Here is a 17,982-nt window from a genome sequence, read left to right as displayed (position 1 = left end):
AGCGACGCCAGCCGCAGAACCTGAAACCCGGAAATCAGGCACTCCGGTTTTCTGTATCGGCGGATGTGCGGGAAAAGCTCGCGCCGACGCCGTAGAGCAAACGCTCGGCGGCGCGGATGCTGCCGGTCTCACGGGCGGCCTCGGCCCAGACCGAGATCGGGAAATCGCCGGTGAACAGCAGATCGCACTCGATGCCCATGCCGAATGGCAGCCGGACTGACTGCATCTCGCCAAGGCTCCACGAACCCAGTTCGGGATGGCCGAGATCCGCCAGGCCGAACATGATGTCGCCATCCTCATCCAGCTCGGTAGCGAGCCAGACGCCTTCACCGATGGGATTGAAGAACTTCACGACCGGGGATGTGATCTTGATCGCGCTGGCGACCATTGGCCAGCAGGCGGTCGTGCTGTGCGCCTGTCAGGAGGATCATGCCGCCGCCCTCCGGTCGGTTTCGCTCGCATCCGACTCCCCGGTGTCTTCGGCAAGCAGATGCGACAGCAGCCAGTCCGCCGCCTTGCTGGCCTGCGAGGCCGCGCGGACAATGGCGCGGGAATCCTCGCGCATGACCTCCAGCCACGATCCGATGTAATCGGCATGGCGGACGGTCGGCACGATCCCGAGCGCGGCGCAACTGAAAGCTGCGGTCTGTTCGGCAATCATTTCCTCGAAGGCGTATTTCTTCGAACCGAACGAGCCGGTCAGATCGCGGTTGAGGCGGCTGTGATGGCCGCTGGCGTGCCCCAGTTCATGCAGGGCCGTCCTGTGCCAGTTGATCGGCTCGAAATAGGCTTGCGGAGGCGGCACCTGCACATAGTCGAGCGACGGCATATAGAAGGCGCGATTGCCGCCAATACGGAAGTCGATGCCGGTGGCCCGGATCAACGCCTCGACCTGAGGTTCGATAAGGCCCGGCGGCGGTGGCGGCGCGACTGCCGTGATCTCATCGGGTAGGCCATCGCATTGCGCGGCGTTAAAGACCGTGAACCGCTTCAGGAACGGAATGGCATGCGCATCCTCACCCGTTTCGCGGGCACGGCGCTTCTCGTCCTCGGGGGTGAAACGGTCGGCATAAACGACAGTTGTGCCACGCTCGCCCTTCCTGACATTGCCGCCAAGCGAAAGCGCCTGGCGGAACGTCAACCACGCCTGAGCGGGGAAACCATGCTGGATGACAGCGCCCCAGAGGATGAGAATATTGATGCCGGAATAGGATCGGCCGGTTGAAGCATTTCTCGGCAGGCCCAGCGGGGCGGTATCAGGCGACGCACCCCAGGGCTGGACCCATGGCAACCGCCCTTGCTCCAGCTCGGCGATGATCTTGTTGGTGATGTCGTCGTAAAGGTTGCTGCGCGCGCCACCTTCCGCGAGGTTACGACCCTGTCTGGCCATCGGGATGATCTCCGCGACGGGCGCCGGAAGCCTCTCCTCCAGCCCTCAACCCGTCACGGAAAATCCGTCCGTACTCTCACTCTGAAGGGGGCGTTGCGGGGATCTCCCCGCAGAAGGGGTAGGCAGAGACCAAGGCTCGGCCGCAGGGGAAGGCGTTCCCCTATCCGGACTTCCTTGAAAACTGTCAGAAACTCGCGTATATTTCCAACAGGAGAAAGACGATGACACGGCTGACCGAACAGATTCTGGCACATGCGACGGGACTTCCCGAAGGGATGCCCGTGTCCGCCAAGGGCTTGCTCCACCTCGGAAACCGGGCGGCCGTGGATCAGGCATTGTCGCGTCTGTCCGAGCGCGGGCAGCTCATCCGCGCCGGTCGTGGCGTCTATCTGCGTCCCATCGCCAGTCGGTTTGGCACGCGCGCACCTTCGGTCGAGCAGGCTGTCGAGGCCCTCGCGACCCAAAAAGGGGAGATCATCGTCTCGAACGGAGCCGCCGCGGCGAACGCGCTTGGCTTGACGACGCAGGTGCCCGTCCGCTCGGTCTATCTGACCTCCGGACGCAGCCGAAAGATGCACCTCGGCAAGCAGGTCGTCGAATTGCGGCACGCGCCGCGCTGGCAACTGGCCCTGGCCAACCGCCCCGCAGGGGAGGCCGTGCGGGCGCTGGCTTGGCTCGGCCCCGAAAGGGCGGAGGCCGCGCTCACGACATTGAAACGGAAGATGCCGCCCGGCGTGTTCGGCGAACTGGTCGCCGCCGCGCCGCAGTTTCCGACATGGCTCGCACAGAGCGTCGGAAAGGCGGCCTATGGCTGACGTTTTCCTCCAGCTTTCGGCCGAGGATCGGCGTGATGCACTGGGCGTCGCTGCCGACCGTTCGGGTCGCCCCACCCATCTTCTCGAAAAGGATGTGTGGGTGGTGTGGGCGCTGGCGACCCTCTACGCGGCACCGCTCGGCGAGCATCTGGTGTTCAAGGGCGGCACGTCGCTGTCGAAAGCCTATCAGGTCATTCGCCGGTTTTCGGAGGACGTGGATCTGACCTACGACATTCGGGCGATTGCGCCCGATCTGGTCGGGGACAATGGCGAGGGTCTGCCGAAGACACGAAGCGAGGAAAAGCGCTGGTCCAGCGAGGTCCGTCGGCGGTTACCGGCATGGGTCGCGGAAACCGTGCAGCCTGTGATCGAGACCGCACTGGCCGTCGAAGGTCTGGCGGCGGCCGTCCGCGTCGAGGATGAGAAGCTCTTCATCGACTATGAGGCGACCGCAGCCGGGTCCGGCTATGTGGCTCCAAGCGTCATGCTGGAGTTCGGCGCGCGCTCGACGGGCGAACCCGCGAGCTTGCGCGACGTCGTCTGCGACGCGGCCGGCCTGATCGAGGGGCTGCTCTTCCCGACGGCGCGGCCGCGCGTCATGCACGCGGAGCGGACGTTCTGGGAGAAGGCGACCGCCATCCACGTCTTCTGCCTCCAGGAGCGGCTGCGCGGCGACCGCTTCGCGCGACATTGGCACGATGTTGTCCGACTGGACGAAGCCGGCTTCGCGGAAGCCGCTTTTGCCGATCGCGACCTGGCCAACGCTGTCGCTCGGCACAAGTCGATGTTCTTCGCAGAGAAGGCCGCCGACCGCACGCCGATCGACTATGCAGCGGCTGTCAGCGGCGGCTTGCAACTCGTGCCGGTCGGCGATGGCGCGAAGGCGTTGGAGGACGACTATGCCCGCATGGTTGAGGATGGGCTGCTCTTCGATGACGCTGAGCCGTTCGAGGCGCTTATGGCGCAGTGCGCCGATATAGTCGCGCGCGCGAACGGCGCAGCCAAATAAGAAACGGGGGCGGGGGAATATGCGCGACGTCGAAGAGGTGCGAAAATCTCGGTTTGTAGGGAGTGACGATGCCGATTCATCGGAACCCGACTGGAACAAGGAGATCGAGAGCGCCCACCAGACGATTTGCGAGATCATGAACAAGAACGTCGCAGGCGCAGACCGGGCGGCTCGATGAAACTGCCAATGCTTGGACGATCCCGCATATACCGGCCCAGCCTTTGGGCGCGCATTTTCTTGTCGGAGAAGTGGAAACTGGCTCTCAGCCCATCTTCGCAGGACCGAGTTAGCCTGACATCGACAGGCGAGGATGAAATTCAGTGCCTTGATATCTCGTCGGTTTCGTCAACCAAGGCCCTGCTTTGGCACACGGTCGAGATCCGGTCGAAGGGCCGTATCGATGCTCTTTCCGGCCTGACCGCCAAGGCGTCTCAGACTTTACGCGACGATTTGCTGGCTTTCGTGAACCAGCATCTCGCGAATCTCATCGATTCCGACAAGGAACGCTTGCGCGAGGTCGATAGCAAGATTCGCGCGATGACCGACAGCAACAGGCAATATCTTGCTCATGCCGACGTCGGCCGGGCGATCGCGAGTGTCCCGGGAAATGCGTCACTGGCATTGGCGCACCCGTTGTTTGATGCCTCTCTGATCCCCGACACCCTAAGAGGCTATCTGCCAACCTCTTTTGCGATGCTCACTGACCCCGGCGTCCGCAGTCGCTACAATGAAAATTTCGTTTTTCACGAGATGCAGAAGTTCGAGGAATTCTTCGCCGACCTTGGGGGATTTTCGCTTTCCCAGGAGCAGCGCGAGGCTTGCATCCGCCTCGAAGACAACAACCTGCTCGTCGCATCCGCTGGATCGGGCAAGTCCGCGACCATGGTCGGGAAAGTTGCCTATGTCCTCGAGAAGGGACTTTACCATCCGAGCGAGATCCTCGTCCTGGCATTTAACAAGAGTGCAGCCGACGAATTAAAGGAACGGATCGCCAGGCAGCTGAACGTCGATGAAGATGCTCTGGAGAGCCGGGTGACGACGTTTCATGCACTCGGTCGGGGGATCATCGAAGAGACGGAAGGTCGCCCACCTCAACTCGCAAACTGGGTCGAGCATCCCGCCGGCGAAGCCCGTGTGATCGACAAGATCATACGCGAGTTGATGGAGGTAAATGAAGAGTTTCGCCGTCTGTGGATCGACCTCCTCTCGATTTTGCCGAAGGCCGACATCCCCGCAGAGGTCTTTGACTCGGAGGCAGACTACAATCGCTACATCGCCGATCGCAACGATAAGGGCGGCAGCACCATCGGTACGCTTGCAAACGTGTATGTGAAATCCCTTCAGGAGCAGCGGATCGCGAACTGGTTGTGGGTCCACTCTGTCGAGTTCGAATATGAAAAGCAGATCTCATTCGAAGAGGAGGACGGGAGCGAACGTTTTGTCCAGCCGGACTTTCATTACCCTCTCACCGACACGTTCCACGAGCATTTCGCGATCAACGCGGATGGCTCCTCGCCCTTTGCGAACTATGCTGAGCATACCAAGGGTAAACGCGCTGGGTACAAGCGCAAAGAGTTGGATTTCTTCGAGACAACCTCCGCACAGGCGCACGAGGGAACGTTGTTGCCACATCTCGAGGCTGAGCTGATCAAACGCAAAATTCCCCTGACTGAGAAAAGTGTCGACGAGATCCTCAAAGCGGTCGAACCAGTGGTGATCACGCATTACCAGAAGCTGATCGGCGTGTGCATCAAACACATTCGAGCGAGCCAGCTTACGCTGGAGATGCTGCTGGAACGTGCAAAGTCCCTGCATGACAAACCGCGCGCGCAGTATTTCGCGCGTGCTGTCTGGCTGATCACCGAAGCCTATTCGCGCAAGCTCGACGAGGCAAAGCGTATCGACTTCGATTCAATGATCGGCGACGCAGTGCGCCTCGTTGAGACGGGGCGCTATCAGAGCCCTTATTCGCTGATCTTGGTGGATGAATTTCAGGATATTTCGGACCCGAGGGCCAATCTGATCAAGGCGCTAAAACACCAGAAGGCTTTCACAAAAGTCTTTGCTGTCGGAGACGATTGGCAGTCGATCTACCGCTTTGCCGGGTCGGACATTACGATCTTCACCCAGTTCGAAGCGAACTTTGGTGCCTGCTGGCAAGGTCGGCTGGAACAGACGTACCGCTGTAACCAGCTTCTCGCTGACACCGCGGCACGCTTTGTCCAGCGCAATCCCGAGCAGATCACGAAGACGGTGCGATCGACGCGCGCCGCCATACCGCGATCAATCCGGATCATTCCGGTCAGCGTGGAGTGGCGCAAGCCAAGCTTCCCGAAAGCCTGCTTCCAACTACTCGATCGCCTGAACACCTTTCTTGAAGGAATTTCAGGACAGTGGCGCCGTGAGGCGGGGCAAAAGCTGAAGGTACTGGTCTTGTGGCGTTACAACTTGTTAGATCCATTTCACGGTCGCCACCCCGAATTTTCGGCGATCGAGGTCGCCGGCATGTCGTTTCATCGGTCGAAGGGCCTGGAGGCCGACTACACGATCCTGCTCGATGTCAGCGAGGGCGACTATGGCGTCCCCAGCCGGATCGAAGATGACGAGCTGCTAAATCTCGTTATCCCGCGTCCGGAGAGGTTTGCCTATGCGGAGGAGCGCCGACTTTTCTATGTCGCAATGACCCGCGCCAGCAGAGGGACGTTTATCCTCTGTAATAGACGCAAGCCTTCACGCTACATTCGCGAGCTTTGCGAGATCGCCGGCAACGAAGTCCGGTTTGAAACCATCGATGGGAGGGAACTCGATCAATGCCCCAGTTGCTTGGTGGGGGAGCTGGTTGAGCGCAAAGGGCGGAACGACACCAGCTTTTTCGGCTGCAATCAATTTCCTGAGTGCCGCCACACCCAGCAGTCAGCTCCAGCGGTGCTTCATCGTGAGCGAACGGGCGAGGGCGTTGTCGTTGAAACCGTAAAACGGGTAAAAGCCGTATAATGCTACTTGTTTGATCGTATCCGTCGCCCCGACATTTCCGGCTGTTCTTAGAATATCTCCGATGGAGCGTCCGCCAAGCTGATTACGATACGCATCGTTTTGTTCTCACTTCCGCCTTATGGGGCACCCGAGGCTCATGCTGCCGCTTTCAGTCGCTTTTTTGCGAGCATGGCGCGGACGAACTTGTCCCATTTCGCCATGCCGGCACGCTTTTCCACCATGTAGTGCCAGCGGTCGTAGTGCTTGGAACTGACGTCCTGCAACGCATGGTTCTGGAGGCGGTCGCGGATCTCCTTCGAGATCCCCGCCTTGCCGGTAAGCGTCTTGAAGGTCCGGCGCAGGTCGCGGTTCGTCACATAGGGGATCACGCCGCGGTCCCTCTGGCGCCACATGAACGAGTAAAGCGTGCCGTGGCTGACAGGCTTGGACGGGTCCGTGGCAGACGGGAAGAACCAGCCGTATTCGTTGACGTTGATGGACGCGAGTAGCTCTGCGGCCAGTTCCGGCACCGGAACAGCATGGGGCTGGTCGTTCTTGGTCTTCGACCAGTCGATGATCTTTTCCTTGGCGTCCCACTGGTCGATGTGAAGGCTGGCGATCTCCTGGACGCGCTGGCCGGTCAGCATGATGATCCTGACGGCACGGGTATAGGGCGGATGAACCGGCGTGTCGGGACATTCCAGCCAACGATAAAGCTGTACGAATTCGTCCTCGTCGAGCCAGCGGGTGCCTTTGACCTTCGGTTCGGTCGGAATACCTGTCGCTGGATTGAAGGGGATGCGAAAGCGGCGAGCCGATTGTTGCCGATAGTCGTTGTCGGACTTCATGCCCCAGCCGAAAGCCGCGTGCGTGTAGGAACGCACATGGTCTGCCATCGACTTGGCGCCGCGCTCATAGATCGGGCGGATCAGTTCGACGATTTCCTCGGCCTCGATCTCGCGGGCTAGGCGGTTCCGCCCAAGAGTGTCGGCGATCTTGTTAAGGCCCTTCTCCGTCTCCTTCCAGGAGGGCTTGCTGGCGGCCTTTAGTGAAGCGACGTACCCCTCGAAGAGGTCCGCTACAGTGCCGGGGCGGGTGTCGCTTGCGATCTTGATGCTGCGACCTTTCTGGATCACGTCGGCATAGTCGCGCTTGAAAACCTCGCGGGCCTGGGCGAGCGACATCGAGGGGTAAGCGCCGATCTTCTTCTTGGTACGTTTGCCGTCACGCCATTGTTGCGCCATCCAGTCGGCCGTGACGCGCTTCGGCATGGGCTTGAGAACGAGGACGAGTCGGCCGGTGCCTCGCCCGTCGCCATCGGCGAGGTTCTCTTGCTTGCGGCTGATCTCAACGCGCTTCAGCGCGTGTCGGATCGCGGTGTCGGTCAGGGCTGGCATGCGTTCCTCCTTGCCTGAAACTGGGATCGGTCGAGGAGAAACGGGGATCGTTTACTGGGAGCGGAAAGCCGTTTTCTATCCCTTCAACCACCCCCAATTTGCCAAAACCGTCCCCACTACGCAATGCTAAAAATTGAGGGATTTTCTAGTGTTTCAATGTGTTTGAGCGTGATCCTGCGGGATCTAAATGAATGAGTGGGGTGATTGTGGACCAGGATCAGCGCGGCCGAACCCAGATCGATCGCCCGGCGGATCACTTCGCGGGTGTAGATCGCTGCCTGATCGATCGAGCCGTCGCCCATATGTTCGTCGCGAATCAGCATGTTGCGGCCGTTGAGGTGCAGCACCCGAACCCGCTCCACCGACAAAAACGCCATGTCCGCGCGCAGATAATCGAGCAGCGCCTGCCAGCTTGCCAGCACCGGCTTTTCGGCCACTTCATTCCGCAGCGTCCGCAACATTGCCGCCTGGACGATCTTGATCGCGGCAATGCTCGTGTCGCCCATGCCGGGTATGCGGCCGATGGCTTGCCAGTCCGCCGTCAACAGGCCGCCGATGCCGCCGAATTCGCGCAGCAGCGCCTTGGCGAGCGGCTTGGTGTCGCGACGGGGTATGGCGAGTGCCAGCAGATATTCGACCAGTTCATGGTCGTGCAGCGCCTCTCCGCCGCCGTCCGCCAGCCTCTGGCGAAGCCGCGCGCGATGTCCAACGCCGTCATGCGCGGTCTTCAAATCCTTTTCCGGCAATGTCTTACCCGTCTCCCTCTGCGGATCGAGACGCTATAAGTTGCGGATTTGCCGGGCAAGGATATTTAAGAGCGGTCGGACGTTATGCAGGCGTTACGGACTAACAGCGCGTTGAAAGCCGGGGTTGGCAATAGGCATGGAAGATGAAGACGGCGAAAAGGAGATTCGCCGGGGCTGGCTCCGCTGGCTTGGAGTGGGCACGGGATCGCTTGCGCTGATCCTTGCCGCGCTGTGGACGCAGCGTGCGCCCATCGCGGAAAATTTCATCGGGCGCGAACTCAACCGGCGCGGGGTGCAGGGCAGCTATGATCTCAAGGACATCGGCCTGCGCACGCAGCGGATCGAGAATATCGTGCTGGGCGATCCGGCCAATCCGGACCTGACGGCGCGCTGGGTGGAGGTCGACATAGCCTTTACCGGCCTGTCGCCCCAGGTCGCGGCGGTGCGGGCGGGCGGCGTGCGCATGCGCGGGGCGCTGCACGGCGGCAGGTTGAGCCTGGGCGAGATCGACAAGTTCCGCGACCCGACATCGACCGCGCCGTTCAGCCTGCCTGACATCCTCCTGGCCTTGCGTGATGCGCGGTTGCGCCTGGACACCGATGCCGGGACCATCGGCATGGAGATCAACGGGACGGGCAATCTGCATTCGGGCTTTCGCGGCAGGTTGGCGGCGGCGGTGCCCAATGCCGGCATGGGTGGTTGCGGGCTCGCCCGTCTGTCGGCGATGCTGGATGTAGCGATGCGGGATGGGCGCCCCCATCTGTCCGGTCCGGTACGGGGGGAGGCCTTCGCCTGTCGCAATGCCGCCACGGCCATGGCGAAGCCTGCGGCGAATGTGGACATCTGGCTGGGGAAGGCGCTGGATCGCTGGAACGGTCATGTCGATCTGACGGGGGAGGCACTCAAATCCAACGGCATGGTGTTGGCCCAGCCGACGGGGCGGATCGATTTCGACGGGACGCCCGCCGCCACCGCAGGGCGGGCGCGGGTCCGTGCGGCTGCCCTGTCCGGCGCGGGAGGGCTGGCTGGAGCAACGGAGATTCAAGGGGCCTGGCACATCGGCAAGGGCGAATCGCGGATGCAGGGACGGCTTTCGGCCCAGCAATTGCGTCTGGCCGGGCGCGATCCGCTGGCGGGCCTGCGCGGGTCGGCCGCCGGGACGCCGGTGGGGCCGCTCGCCGACCGATTGGCCGATGCCGTGCGCCGCGCGGGCGAGGATAATCAGTTGCAGACCAATCTTGCCTTTGCCCAGCGGGGCGAGGGCGGCAGCTTGGTGCTGAACGGCACCCGATTTTCCGCGCGCAGCGGGGCGAACATGGCAATCCCCGGCGATGGCCGCCTGACCATCGCGTGGCCCGGCAAGCGGCAGGCGGCGTTCGACTGGGCGCTGGACGGCGCGGTGACGACGGATGGCGGTGGACTGCCCAAGGCGGCATTGCGGTTGGCGCGGCGCCCCGGCGGCGGCTTTGGCGGTCAGCTTTTCCTGGAACCTTATGCGGCGGGCGAGGCGAAGCTGTCGCTGGAGCCGGTACGCTTTGTCGCGGGGCCGAAGGGGGATACCCATTTCTCTACCCGGGTGCGGCTCGACGGGCCTTTGCCAGGCGGGCGATTGCGTGGACTGGTCGCGCCGGTTGAAGGACAATTGGGCGCGGATGGGACCATTGCCGTCAACCCGCGTTGCGTCCCGGTGTCGCTGATCGAGGCGCGTTATGGCAATTTCTCGATCGGGCGGACGCAGCAAAACTTGTGTCCGGTCGGCGGAGCGTTGTTCGCAAGCGGTCCCGGCGGCGTGCATGGCGGCGCGGAAATCCGCAAGCTGGCGCTGGTCGGCAAGAGCGGCGACAGCCCGATGCGCCTGACCGCCGACACGGCGCGCGTGGCGTTCGGGAAAGAGGGGTTTGCCCTTTCCCATGTCGATTGGGCGATCGGGCCGCAGGATGCGCCTGTTCGCCTGACCGCCGCAACGCTGGATGGAAAGGCGTTGGGCAAGGGCCTGGGCGGCCGGCTGACCGGCGCGGGGGGACGAATCGGCGCGGTGCCGCTGATTGTCGAGGACGGTGCGGGCGACTGGAGTTTCGCGGGCGGCGCGCTGAAGCTGGCGGCGGCGCTGACGGTACGCGACGCCCAGGCGCCGGGGCGGTTCCAGCCGCTGAAGGTTCCCGATTTCGCGCTGACGCTCAAGGACGGCCGGATCGCGGCCACGGGTTCGCTTCGCGCGCCGCGCAACGATGCGCTGGTGGCGCGGGCGGTGATTGCTCATGATCTGGGCAATGGCCGGGGGAAGGCCGATCTGACGGTTCCGGCATTGGTCTTTGGTCCGGCGCTTCAGCCTGAGGAGGTGACGCGGCTGGCGTTGGGTGTCGTCGCCAATGTGCATGCGACCGTCAGCGGCGAAGGGCATATTCGCTGGGACGGCACCCGCGTGACGAGCGATGGCCTGTTCCGCACCGAGAATGCGAATCTGGCGGCAGCCTTCGGTCCGGTCGAGGGACTGTCCGGAGAATTGCGCTTCACCGACCTACTCGGCCTGGTCAGCGCGCCGGGGCAGGAGGTGCGAATCAGGTCCGTCAATCCGGGCGTGGAGGTTCGCGAGGGCGTGGTGCGCTATCGGCTGGAGGCCGGGCAGAAGGTGCGGATCGAAGGGGGCGGCTGGCCCTTTTCCGGGGGGCAGTTGGTCCTGTTGCCGACGACCATGGATTTCAGCGCGGATGTCGACCGATATCTGACGTTCCGCGTCATCGGGCTGGACGCGGGCGCCTTCATCCAGGCGATGGACCTCAAGAATGTCTCCGCCACCGGCACGTTCGACGGCATCATGCCTCTGATCTTCAACGCACAGGGCGGGCGCGTGGCGGGTGGTGTGCTGACCGCCCGGCAGCAGGGCATGCCGCCCCTGATGATGCCCGAAGGGGTTCTGCCGACGATTCCCTGCGATCCCACGCGACAATCGGGCTCGCTGTCTTATGTCGGGCCGGTGTCGAACGAACAACTGGGCGCGATGGGGCGGCTGGCCTTCGATGCGCTCAAGAATCTGCAATATAAATGCCTCACCATATTGATGGACGGCGCGCTGGACGGCGAAATGGTGACGAATGTCGTCTTCAACGGCGTCAATCGCGGACAGATCGGCGGTGCGCCCGCCGGACTGGCGCGCAATTTCACGGGCCTGCCCTTCATCTTCAACGTGCGGATCGCCGCGCCCTTCCGCGGGCTGCTGGGCACGGCGCAGTCCTTCATCGATCCGTCAACGCTCATACAAAACAGCATTGGCGACCAGATGCAGGAGAAGATGCGGGCCAATATCGGCCAGCAGGGGGTTGCAGTTCAGCCTGCCGAAAGCGAAACTGTGCGAAACGGGGAGCAGAAATGAAGAAGCGAACGATCATGACGGCGGGTTTCGCCGGTTTGGCCCTGGGGGGCTGCATCCAGGTGAAGGCCCCGGACAAGCCGATCGAAATCAACCTCAACGTCAAGGTACAGCAGGAAGTTGTTGTCCGCCTGCAACGCGATGCGCAGGATCTGATCCAGAATAACCCGGAGTTGTTCCCGCAATGACACGCAAGTTTTTGATGATCGCCGCATCGGCCGCGGTCGCGCTGGCGACCGGAATGGTCATGACTTCCCCCGCGCGCGCGCAGTCGGGCGCCGTTGCCGCCGCCATGGCTTCGGGCGATGTCGGCGAGCAGGCCGACGGCTATCTCGGCATTGCCGGGTCGGTGAGCGATGCGGTGCGTTCGGAGGTCGAATCGATCAATATCAAGCGTCGGGCGGTCTATACGGACCTGGCGGGCAAGCGGGGCGTGACGGTGCAGGATGTCGCCGCCGCGACCGGCTGTCAGACGCTCAGCAGCCGCGTGAAGCAGGGGCAGGCCTACCGCATCGGCGCCGGTCCGTGGCAGACCAAGGGAGCCGGGCCGATCGCCCTGCCGTCCTACTGCGCGACGGCGGGCTGATTTTCCCCAGACCTGGCGGACTTTCGACCCAGCTTCGTTCGGACGGGAAATTCTCCTGTCCAACGACGGTTGACACTCCCGAAAGCCCTTTCTAAACGGGCCGCGCCTTGACGGGTGCAGCCGCAAGCGCCATGCCGCCTGACGTTGGGTTTTCGAGCCTTGACGGAAAGGATGGCGGAATGGCGGCGGATGCACCGGGGCAGGACCCGGCGGGGGAGGACGCGCGGATCGTTTCGTTGGAGGAACGGATCGCACGGGCCGAACATGCCGAAAAGGTCAGACAGGGGACACAGGTGCAGCAGGCGGACGATGGGTCGCGCCTCGGCAACAGGGTTCTCGCGGAACTGATCGGTGGTCTTGCTGGCGGTGCCGTGGTTGGTGGGACTCTGGACTACTTTCTGCGGACATCCCCATGGCTCCTGTTGGCATTCCTCGGTCTTGGGATCGTGGCGGCGTTCAGGAACATCATCAGATTGACGACGACGAAGCGTCCCGACCAATAGGGACGCTTTTATCATAGTCGTGAAGGCAAAGACGTTACAGGGGTCCAGCGTGGCAGAATCCGGCAAAATCGATCCGATGCACCAGTTTGCGATCGAACCGCTGTTCGGTACGGACCATCTGTCGCTCGGCGGTTTCAACATCGCCTTCACTAACAGCGCGCTCTATATGGTGGCCGCCGCTGTGGTGCTGTGGATCTTCGTCGTTGGCGGCATGAAGCGGGAACTGGTTCCCGGGCGCTGGCAGATGGCGGTCGAATATATGACCGGCTTCATCAAGAGCCTGCTGATCGCCAATGTGGGCGAGGGCGGCAAGAAGTACATCCCTTACGTCTTCTCGCTGTTCATGTTCATCCTGCTGGCCAACCTGCTGGGCCTGCTGCCGCTGGGCCTCATTGGCCTGCACCCCTTCACCTTCACCAGCCATTTCACCGCGACCGGCGTACTCGCGATCATGAGCTTCTCGATCGTGCTGGCGGTGGGCTTCTACAAGCATGGCCTGCACTTCTTCTCGCTGTTCGTGCCGCATGGCACTCCCGCGCTGATGGTGGTGCCGCTCTTCTTCATCGAACTCGTCTCCTTCATGGTGCGTCCGTTCAGCCTTGGCCTGCGACTGTTCGTCGCGATGACCGCTGGCCACGTGCTGCTGAAGGTGCTCGCCGGGTTCGTCATCAACAGCGCCAACGCCAGCCCCGCGCTGGGTCTGACCGTCGGCACGGCCAGCTTCATCCTGATGATCGGCATCAGTGCCCTGGAAGTGCTGGTGGCCGTGATCCAGGCCTATGTGTTCGCGCTGTTGACCTCGGTCTACATCAACGATGCCGAGAACCTGCACTGATCTTCGTTATTACCTCAACGTTCGAATAGAGTTTAGAAAAGGAGTTTAGAACATGGACGCAGAAGCCGCAAAGCTGCTCGGTGCTGGCCTGGCCGCAATCGGTGCGGGCATCGCCGCTCTCGGTGTGGGCAACGTCTTCAGCTCGTTCCTCGAAGGCGCGCTGCGCAACCCCGGCGCTGCCGACGGTCAGCAGGGCCGTCTGTTCATCGGTTTCGCCGCGGCGGAACTTCTGGGTCTGCTGGCGTTCGTTATCGCCATGATCCTGGTGTTCGTGGCCTGATAACCGCTTGGGGTGGGCGAGGGCGTCCGATGATGCTCCTGCCCACCTCCTGATTGACCGCGCCCTGATCGGACGGATCCCATAAAATGCCTCAAATCGCGCAAATTGCCGAAACCTATTCATCGCAGATCTTCTGGCTGCTGTTGACCTTCGGTTTCGTTTTCTTCGTCATTGGCCTGGGCATGGTGCCCAAGGTCCAGGCGACAGCCGATGCGCGCGACGCGAAGATCAGCGGTGATCTGGATGCGGCGAAGGCGGCATTCGCTCGCGCCGACGAAGCCGAGGCGGACTATCGTGCCCGCGATGCCGAAAGCCGCGCCGCCGCTCAGGCGTTGCTGGCCAAGGCGAAGGCCGAAGCCGCGAAGGCGGCCGAAGTCAAGCTGGCCGCCGCCGATGCGGACATAGCGAGCCAGATCGGCGCTGCCGAGGCCCGCATCAAGGCTGCATCCGATGCAGCGATGGCAGATATTGAAACCGTTGCCGCTGATGCAGCGCGCGACATGGTGGCTCGCATTTCCGGCGTGGATGCGTCGGACGAAGCGGCCCGCAACGCAGTAAAGGCGGCACTGGCCCATGGCTGAGGCAGCAGCACAGCATCAAGCTGTAGAGCAGGGTGGGGCGCAGGCTCCGCATATCGACCAGGCGATCCACAGCGAAGGCATGGAGCCGGTCGGCACCGTTGCCCATGAGGGCGTCGCGCCGCACACCGATCCGAAGGCGGTCGGCATGGATGCCACCGCCTGGGTCAGCCTGGCGATGGGTGTCTTCATCCTGATCCTGCTGTTCAAGAAAGTGCCCGGCCTGATCGGTGGTGCGCTCGACGGCCGGATCGCGCAGATCAAGACGCAGCTTGAGGAAGCCTCCAAGTTGCGGGCCGAAGCCGATGCGCTCAAGGCGGAATATGAAGCGAAGCTGGCTGCCGCCGCTGGCGAGGCGGAAGCCATGCGCAAATCGGCGGAACACGAAGCGGAGACACTGCTCGAAGATGCCAAGGCCAATGCCGTGGCGCTGGTCGCCCGCCGCCAGAAGATGGCCGAGGACAAGATCGGTGCTGCCGAGCGGACCGCCATTGCGGATATCCGGGCCAAGGCGGTGAATGCCGCCACGGGTGCCGCCGCGGCGCTGATAGCCCAAGGGCATGATGCGAAGGCGGATAAGGCTCTGGTCGACGACGCGATCAAGGGGCTTGGCCCCAGCGTCTGACCGTTCCGATATTGCTGAACAAAAGGGCCGGGCGAAAGTCCGGCTTTTTTGTTTCGCCTGCCTATCGACAGCTTTCCCCATCAACGGCAAGAATTTCTAAGTTCGGTGAGAGGGGCGAAGCGTGCAAGAGGAAGAGCTGCGGCGAATATATTTCGAGAAGATGCGGTTTCCCGCCCCCGGCGTCAGCGAGGCGCATCGGGCCGCGCTGGAACGGGCCCATGATCTGCGACGTTTCGAAATCGAGAATTACTGGAGGCGCGCGACCTATTTCTGGGGGTTTCAGTTGGTGGCGTTCACCGCCCTGGCGCTGACCGCCGATCACGGGGCGATCTTTCCGCCCCTCGCCCTGCCGGTTGCGGTGCTGGGCGTGCTTACGTCCCTGGCGGCCATCCGCACCGCAAGGGGGTCGAAATTCTGGCAGGAAAATTGGGAGGCCCATGTCGATTTCCTCGAAGACGAAGTGGAGGGGAGGCTGCACAAGATCGTCTTGATGAAAGCCGCCCTTCAGCCGTCGGTCAGCAAGGTGAACGAGCGCTTGCTCATCGTTCTGGCTGTTGGCTGGACCGCGATCTTCGCCTTGGCATCGCTGGTCATCCTTTTCCCTTCCCTGCTGACGCTTTCCCATGACGAGGCGGCGGCTCTCCAGGTGGGGCTGGCCTTTGTGGCTTTGCTTGCCGGCAGCGGGTGGATTTGGGAGAGCCCGCTCTCGAACATCAAGGACCGTGCCTATCTTAAGGACGATATGCAGCCTTTTGAATGAAGGGCGCATCCCGCCTGCATTCTGGTCGGCGCAAGAATCGGCTTGCTCCCTTTGCTAAAGGCGCGGGCGCCGCTATCTCTGCGGCATGTCCGGCCCCCAATCTCCCGATCGTTTCCACGAAGACAAGGCGACCTTCACAGTCACGGGCAGCCAGCCCGATATCGAAGCGGGGGTGGAGGCGATCCGCACGACGCTCAGGACGCTGCCCACCCGGCCTGGCGTCTATCGCATGCAGGATGCGCGGGGCGATGTTCTCTATGTCGGCAAGGCGCGGGCGCTCCGCAACCGCGTGACCAACTATACCCAGGTCGACCGCCTGCCCAAGCGGCTCCAGCGGATGGTGGCGCAGACGCGCTCCATGACCATCGTCACCACCAACAGCGAAGCCGAGGCGTTGCTGCTGGAGGCGCAACTCATCAAGCGCTTCCGTCCTCCCTACAACGTCCTGCTGCGCGACGATAAGAGCTTTCCCTTCATCCTTCTGCGCGAGGATCATGACTTCCCCCGCGTCCAGAAGCATCGCGGCGCGCGCAAATATAAGGGGCGCTATTACGGCCCTTTTGCCAGTGCCGGATCGGTGACGCGCACCATCAATGCCTTGCAGAAGCTGTTTCTGCTCAGAAGCTGCACGGACAGTTTTTTCGCCAATCGCTCGCGGCCTTGCCTGCTTTACCAGATCCGCCGCTGCTCCGCGCCGTGCGTCGACCGGATCGATCAGGACAGCTATGCCGAACTGGTCAGGGACGCGCAGGATTTCCTGGGCGGCAAGTCGACCGCCGTGCAGAAGAAATTGGGCGAAGCGATGCAGGCGGCGTCCGAGGCGCTCGATTTCGAGCAGGCGGCGGTGCTGCGCGACCGGCTGAAGGCGCTGACCTTCATCCAGGGGAGCCAGGCGATCAACGCCGAGGGGTTGGGCGATGCCGACATCTTCGCGCTGGCGACCAAGGGCGGGGCGATGTGCATCCAGGCCTTCTTCATCCGCGGCGGCCAGAATTGGGGGCATCGCAGCTTCTTCCCTGTGCACACGGCTGATGTGGCGGAAGATGAGGTGCTGGCGAGCTTCATGGCGCAATTCTATGAGGAGGTGCCGCCGCCCAAGCTGGTCCTGTCCGATCGCGCACCCGCCGAGTGCGAGTTGATGGCCCAGGCGCTGACCGAACGGATCGGTTCCAAGGTCAGGATCGAGGTGCCGCAACGCGGCGATCGCACGCGTCTCATCCGGCAGGCACAGCGCAATGCCGTGGAGGCACTCGACCGGCGGCTGGCCGAGACGACGACGCAGGCGAAAATCCTCGAAGAAATGGTCGAGACGTTCGGCCTGGACGGCGTGCCGGAACGGATCGAGATATACGACAACAGCCATATCCAGGGCGCTCATGCCCTGGGAGCGATGGTGGTCGCGGGACCGGAAGGCTTCCGCAAGAACGCCTATCGCAAGTTCAATATGAAGAATCCCGAAACCTCGAACGACGATTTTGCGATGATGCGCGAGATGTTCGAGCGGCGCTTCGGCCGGGCTGCACGGGAGGACCCGGATCGCGACAGCGGCGAATGGCCCGACCTGGTGCTGATCGACGGCGGCAAGGGACAATTATCGGCCGCCCGCGCGATTCTGGAGGATATGGGCATCGAGGATGTCTGCATGATCGGCATCGCCAAGGGGCCGCATCATGGACGAGAGGGCAGGGAAGTGTTTCATATGCCGGACGGCCGCGAAATCACTTTTCCGCTCAACCATCCGGTGCTGTTCTACCTGCAACGTCTGCGCGATGAGGCGCATCGCTATGCCATCGGCGCGCATCGGCAGAAGCGCAGCAAGGCGATCACGGTCAGTTCGCTGGACGAGGTGCCCGGCATCGGCCCTTCCCGCAAGAAGGCGCTGTTGATGCATTTTGGCACGGCGAAGGCCGTGAAAAGCGCGGCGCTGGAGGATCTGCTGAAGGCGCCTGGCGTCTCCAAGGCCGTTGCCCAGCAAATCTACGACTATTTTCACGGGTGAGAAGGGAGGGCGCTCCTGCATGGCGGATGCGATGATCCCGATCGTGGCCGCCGGGCCGCAGTCATCCGCTTATCGTCACGCCAGGCGGATCGTCGTTTGACGCGGCGATCATTTCCTTT

At 62.6% G+C, this 17,982-nt stretch carries 17 protein-coding genes and 1 pseudogene; 14 read left to right on the top strand and 4 right to left on the bottom strand.

The window, feature by feature from the left end; genetic code table 11:
• Positions 1-34: 34 nt before the first annotated feature.
• Together CAF53_RS01175 and CAF53_RS01170 are read right to left on the bottom strand one after the other, a co-directional pair.
• A pseudogene (locus tag CAF53_RS01175) lies at positions 35-431 on the bottom strand (DUF2958 domain-containing protein).
• Positions 428-1,390, bottom strand: coding sequence for a zincin-like metallopeptidase domain-containing protein (locus CAF53_RS01170; protein WP_100237024.1), 963 nt, complete (start codon positions 1,388-1,390; stop codon positions 428-430). Before CAF53_RS01170 ends, CAF53_RS01175 begins: the two are co-directional and overlap by 4 nt.
• A 221-nt stretch (positions 1,391-1,611) precedes the next feature.
• On the opposite strand from CAF53_RS01170, the gene CAF53_RS01165 reads away from it, so the two are divergent.
• The 4 genes from CAF53_RS01165 to CAF53_RS01155 are packed head-to-tail and all read left to right on the top strand — an operon-like array spanning position 1,612 to position 6,208.
• Complete coding sequence (locus CAF53_RS01165) at positions 1,612-2,205, top strand: DUF6088 family protein (RefSeq protein WP_024898646.1); 594 nt, start codon at positions 1,612-1,614, stop codon at positions 2,203-2,205.
• A complete protein-coding gene (locus tag CAF53_RS01160; protein ID WP_100237023.1) occupies positions 2,198-3,214 on the top strand; it encodes a nucleotidyl transferase AbiEii/AbiGii toxin family protein in 1,017 nt (338 codons plus the stop codon). Before CAF53_RS01165 ends, CAF53_RS01160 begins: the two co-directional genes overlap by 8 nt.
• Positions 3,215-3,233: 19 nt before the next feature.
• Positions 3,234-3,392 carry a hypothetical protein gene (locus CAF53_RS26940; protein ID WP_156102950.1) on the top strand — a complete coding sequence of 53 codons (159 nt, stop codon included), beginning with the start codon at positions 3,234-3,236 and terminating at the stop codon, positions 3,390-3,392.
• Complete coding sequence (locus CAF53_RS01155; RefSeq protein WP_235842196.1) at positions 3,389-6,208, top strand: UvrD-helicase domain-containing protein; 2,820 nt, start codon at positions 3,389-3,391, stop codon at positions 6,206-6,208. Before CAF53_RS26940 ends, CAF53_RS01155 begins: the two co-directional genes overlap by 4 nt.
• Before the next feature lie 134 nt (positions 6,209-6,342).
• Here the strand turns inward: CAF53_RS01155 and CAF53_RS01150 are convergent, their stop codons facing one another.
• A complete protein-coding gene (locus tag CAF53_RS01150; RefSeq protein WP_100237022.1) occupies positions 6,343-7,584 on the bottom strand; it encodes a site-specific integrase in 1,242 nt (413 codons plus the stop codon).
• Between the two features lie 116 nt (positions 7,585-7,700).
• Positions 7,701-8,330, bottom strand: a complete 630-nt coding sequence (locus tag CAF53_RS01145; RefSeq protein WP_242443347.1) for a JAB domain-containing protein — start codon at positions 8,328-8,330, stop codon at positions 7,701-7,703.
• A 136-nt stretch (positions 8,331-8,466) separates the two neighbouring features.
• Between CAF53_RS01145 and CAF53_RS01140 the strand changes: the two genes are divergently transcribed.
• The 10 genes from CAF53_RS01140 to uvrC all read left to right on the top strand — a co-directional run bounded on the left by CAF53_RS01140 (position 8,467) and on the right by uvrC (position 17,863).
• Positions 8,467-11,700, top strand: coding sequence for a YdbH domain-containing protein (locus CAF53_RS01140; protein WP_100237021.1), 3,234 nt, complete (start codon positions 8,467-8,469; stop codon positions 11,698-11,700).
• Positions 11,697-11,885, top strand: coding sequence for a YnbE family lipoprotein (locus CAF53_RS01135; protein WP_046763138.1), 189 nt, complete (start codon positions 11,697-11,699; stop codon positions 11,883-11,885). Before CAF53_RS01140 ends, CAF53_RS01135 begins: the two co-directional genes overlap by 4 nt.
• Positions 11,882-12,283: a YdbL family protein gene (locus CAF53_RS01130; protein ID WP_046763137.1), complete on the top strand. Its 402-nt coding sequence runs from the start codon at positions 11,882-11,884 to the stop codon at positions 12,281-12,283. The genes CAF53_RS01135 and CAF53_RS01130 overlap by 4 nt, the downstream gene beginning before the upstream one ends.
• 179 nt (positions 12,284-12,462) lie before the next feature.
• Positions 12,463-12,786: an AtpZ/AtpI family protein gene (locus CAF53_RS01125; protein WP_046763136.1), complete on the top strand. Its 324-nt coding sequence runs from the start codon at positions 12,463-12,465 to the stop codon at positions 12,784-12,786.
• A 49-nt stretch (positions 12,787-12,835) separates the two neighbouring features.
• Positions 12,836-13,621: a F0F1 ATP synthase subunit A gene (locus CAF53_RS01120; RefSeq protein WP_046763135.1), complete on the top strand. Its 786-nt coding sequence runs from the start codon at positions 12,836-12,838 to the stop codon at positions 13,619-13,621.
• 52 nt (positions 13,622-13,673) lie between these two features.
• Positions 13,674-13,901, top strand: coding sequence for a F0F1 ATP synthase subunit C (locus CAF53_RS01115; RefSeq protein ID WP_004207392.1), 228 nt, complete (start codon positions 13,674-13,676; stop codon positions 13,899-13,901).
• Positions 13,902-13,987: 86 nt separating this feature from the next.
• Positions 13,988-14,482: an ATPase gene (locus CAF53_RS01110; protein WP_100237020.1), complete on the top strand. Its 495-nt coding sequence runs from the start codon at positions 13,988-13,990 to the stop codon at positions 14,480-14,482.
• Positions 14,475-15,104 carry an ATP synthase subunit B gene (locus CAF53_RS01105; protein WP_046763133.1) on the top strand — a complete coding sequence of 210 codons (630 nt, stop codon included), beginning with the start codon at positions 14,475-14,477 and terminating at the stop codon, positions 15,102-15,104. The genes CAF53_RS01110 and CAF53_RS01105 overlap by 8 nt, the downstream gene beginning before the upstream one ends.
• Before the next feature lie 121 nt (positions 15,105-15,225).
• Positions 15,226-15,864 carry a hypothetical protein gene (locus CAF53_RS01100; protein WP_100237019.1) on the top strand — a complete coding sequence of 213 codons (639 nt, stop codon included), beginning with the start codon at positions 15,226-15,228 and terminating at the stop codon, positions 15,862-15,864.
• Positions 15,865-15,949: 85 nt separating this feature from the next.
• Positions 15,950-17,863: an excinuclease ABC subunit UvrC gene (gene uvrC, locus CAF53_RS01095; protein ID WP_046763132.1), complete on the top strand. Its 1,914-nt coding sequence runs from the start codon at positions 15,950-15,952 to the stop codon at positions 17,861-17,863.
• Positions 17,864-17,982 lie beyond the last annotated feature (119 nt).

Origin of the sequence: Sphingobium sp. LB126 (assembly GCF_002795205.1) — a bacterium.
Classification (GTDB): Bacteria; Pseudomonadota; Alphaproteobacteria; order Sphingomonadales; family Sphingomonadaceae; genus Sphingobium; species Sphingobium chungbukense.
The sequence above is the reverse complement of the archived record's forward strand: the minus strand, read 5'-3'. Positions and strand labels throughout refer to the sequence as shown.

Coding starts and splice junctions, on each gene's coding strand:
- CAF53_RS01110 (WP_100237020.1), top strand. CDS start 13,988: ATGCCTCAAATCGCGCAAATTGCCGAAACCTATTCATCGCAGATCTTC.
- CAF53_RS01105 (WP_046763133.1), top strand. CDS start 14,475: ATGGCTGAGGCAGCAGCACAGCATCAAGCTGTAGAGCAGGGTGGGGCG.
- CAF53_RS01135 (WP_046763138.1), top strand. CDS start 11,697: ATGAAGAAGCGAACGATCATGACGGCGGGTTTCGCCGGTTTGGCCCTG.
- CAF53_RS01125 (WP_046763136.1), top strand. CDS start 12,463: ATGGCGGCGGATGCACCGGGGCAGGACCCGGCGGGGGAGGACGCGCGG.
- CAF53_RS01165 (WP_024898646.1), top strand. CDS start 1,612: ATGACACGGCTGACCGAACAGATTCTGGCACATGCGACGGGACTTCCC.
- CAF53_RS01150 (WP_100237022.1), bottom strand. CDS start 7,584: ATGCCAGCCCTGACCGACACCGCGATCCGACACGCGCTGAAGCGCGTT.
- CAF53_RS01155 (WP_235842196.1), top strand. CDS start 3,389: ATGAAACTGCCAATGCTTGGACGATCCCGCATATACCGGCCCAGCCTT.
- CAF53_RS01140 (WP_100237021.1), top strand. CDS start 8,467: ATGGAAGATGAAGACGGCGAAAAGGAGATTCGCCGGGGCTGGCTCCGC.
- CAF53_RS01170 (WP_100237024.1), bottom strand. CDS start 1,390: ATGGCCAGACAGGGTCGTAACCTCGCGGAAGGTGGCGCGCGCAGCAAC.
- uvrC (WP_046763132.1), top strand. CDS start 15,950: ATGTCCGGCCCCCAATCTCCCGATCGTTTCCACGAAGACAAGGCGACC.
- CAF53_RS01160 (WP_100237023.1), top strand. CDS start 2,198: ATGGCTGACGTTTTCCTCCAGCTTTCGGCCGAGGATCGGCGTGATGCA.
- CAF53_RS01115 (WP_004207392.1), top strand. CDS start 13,674: ATGGACGCAGAAGCCGCAAAGCTGCTCGGTGCTGGCCTGGCCGCAATC.
- CAF53_RS01130 (WP_046763137.1), top strand. CDS start 11,882: ATGACACGCAAGTTTTTGATGATCGCCGCATCGGCCGCGGTCGCGCTG.
- CAF53_RS26940 (WP_156102950.1), top strand. CDS start 3,234: ATGCGCGACGTCGAAGAGGTGCGAAAATCTCGGTTTGTAGGGAGTGAC.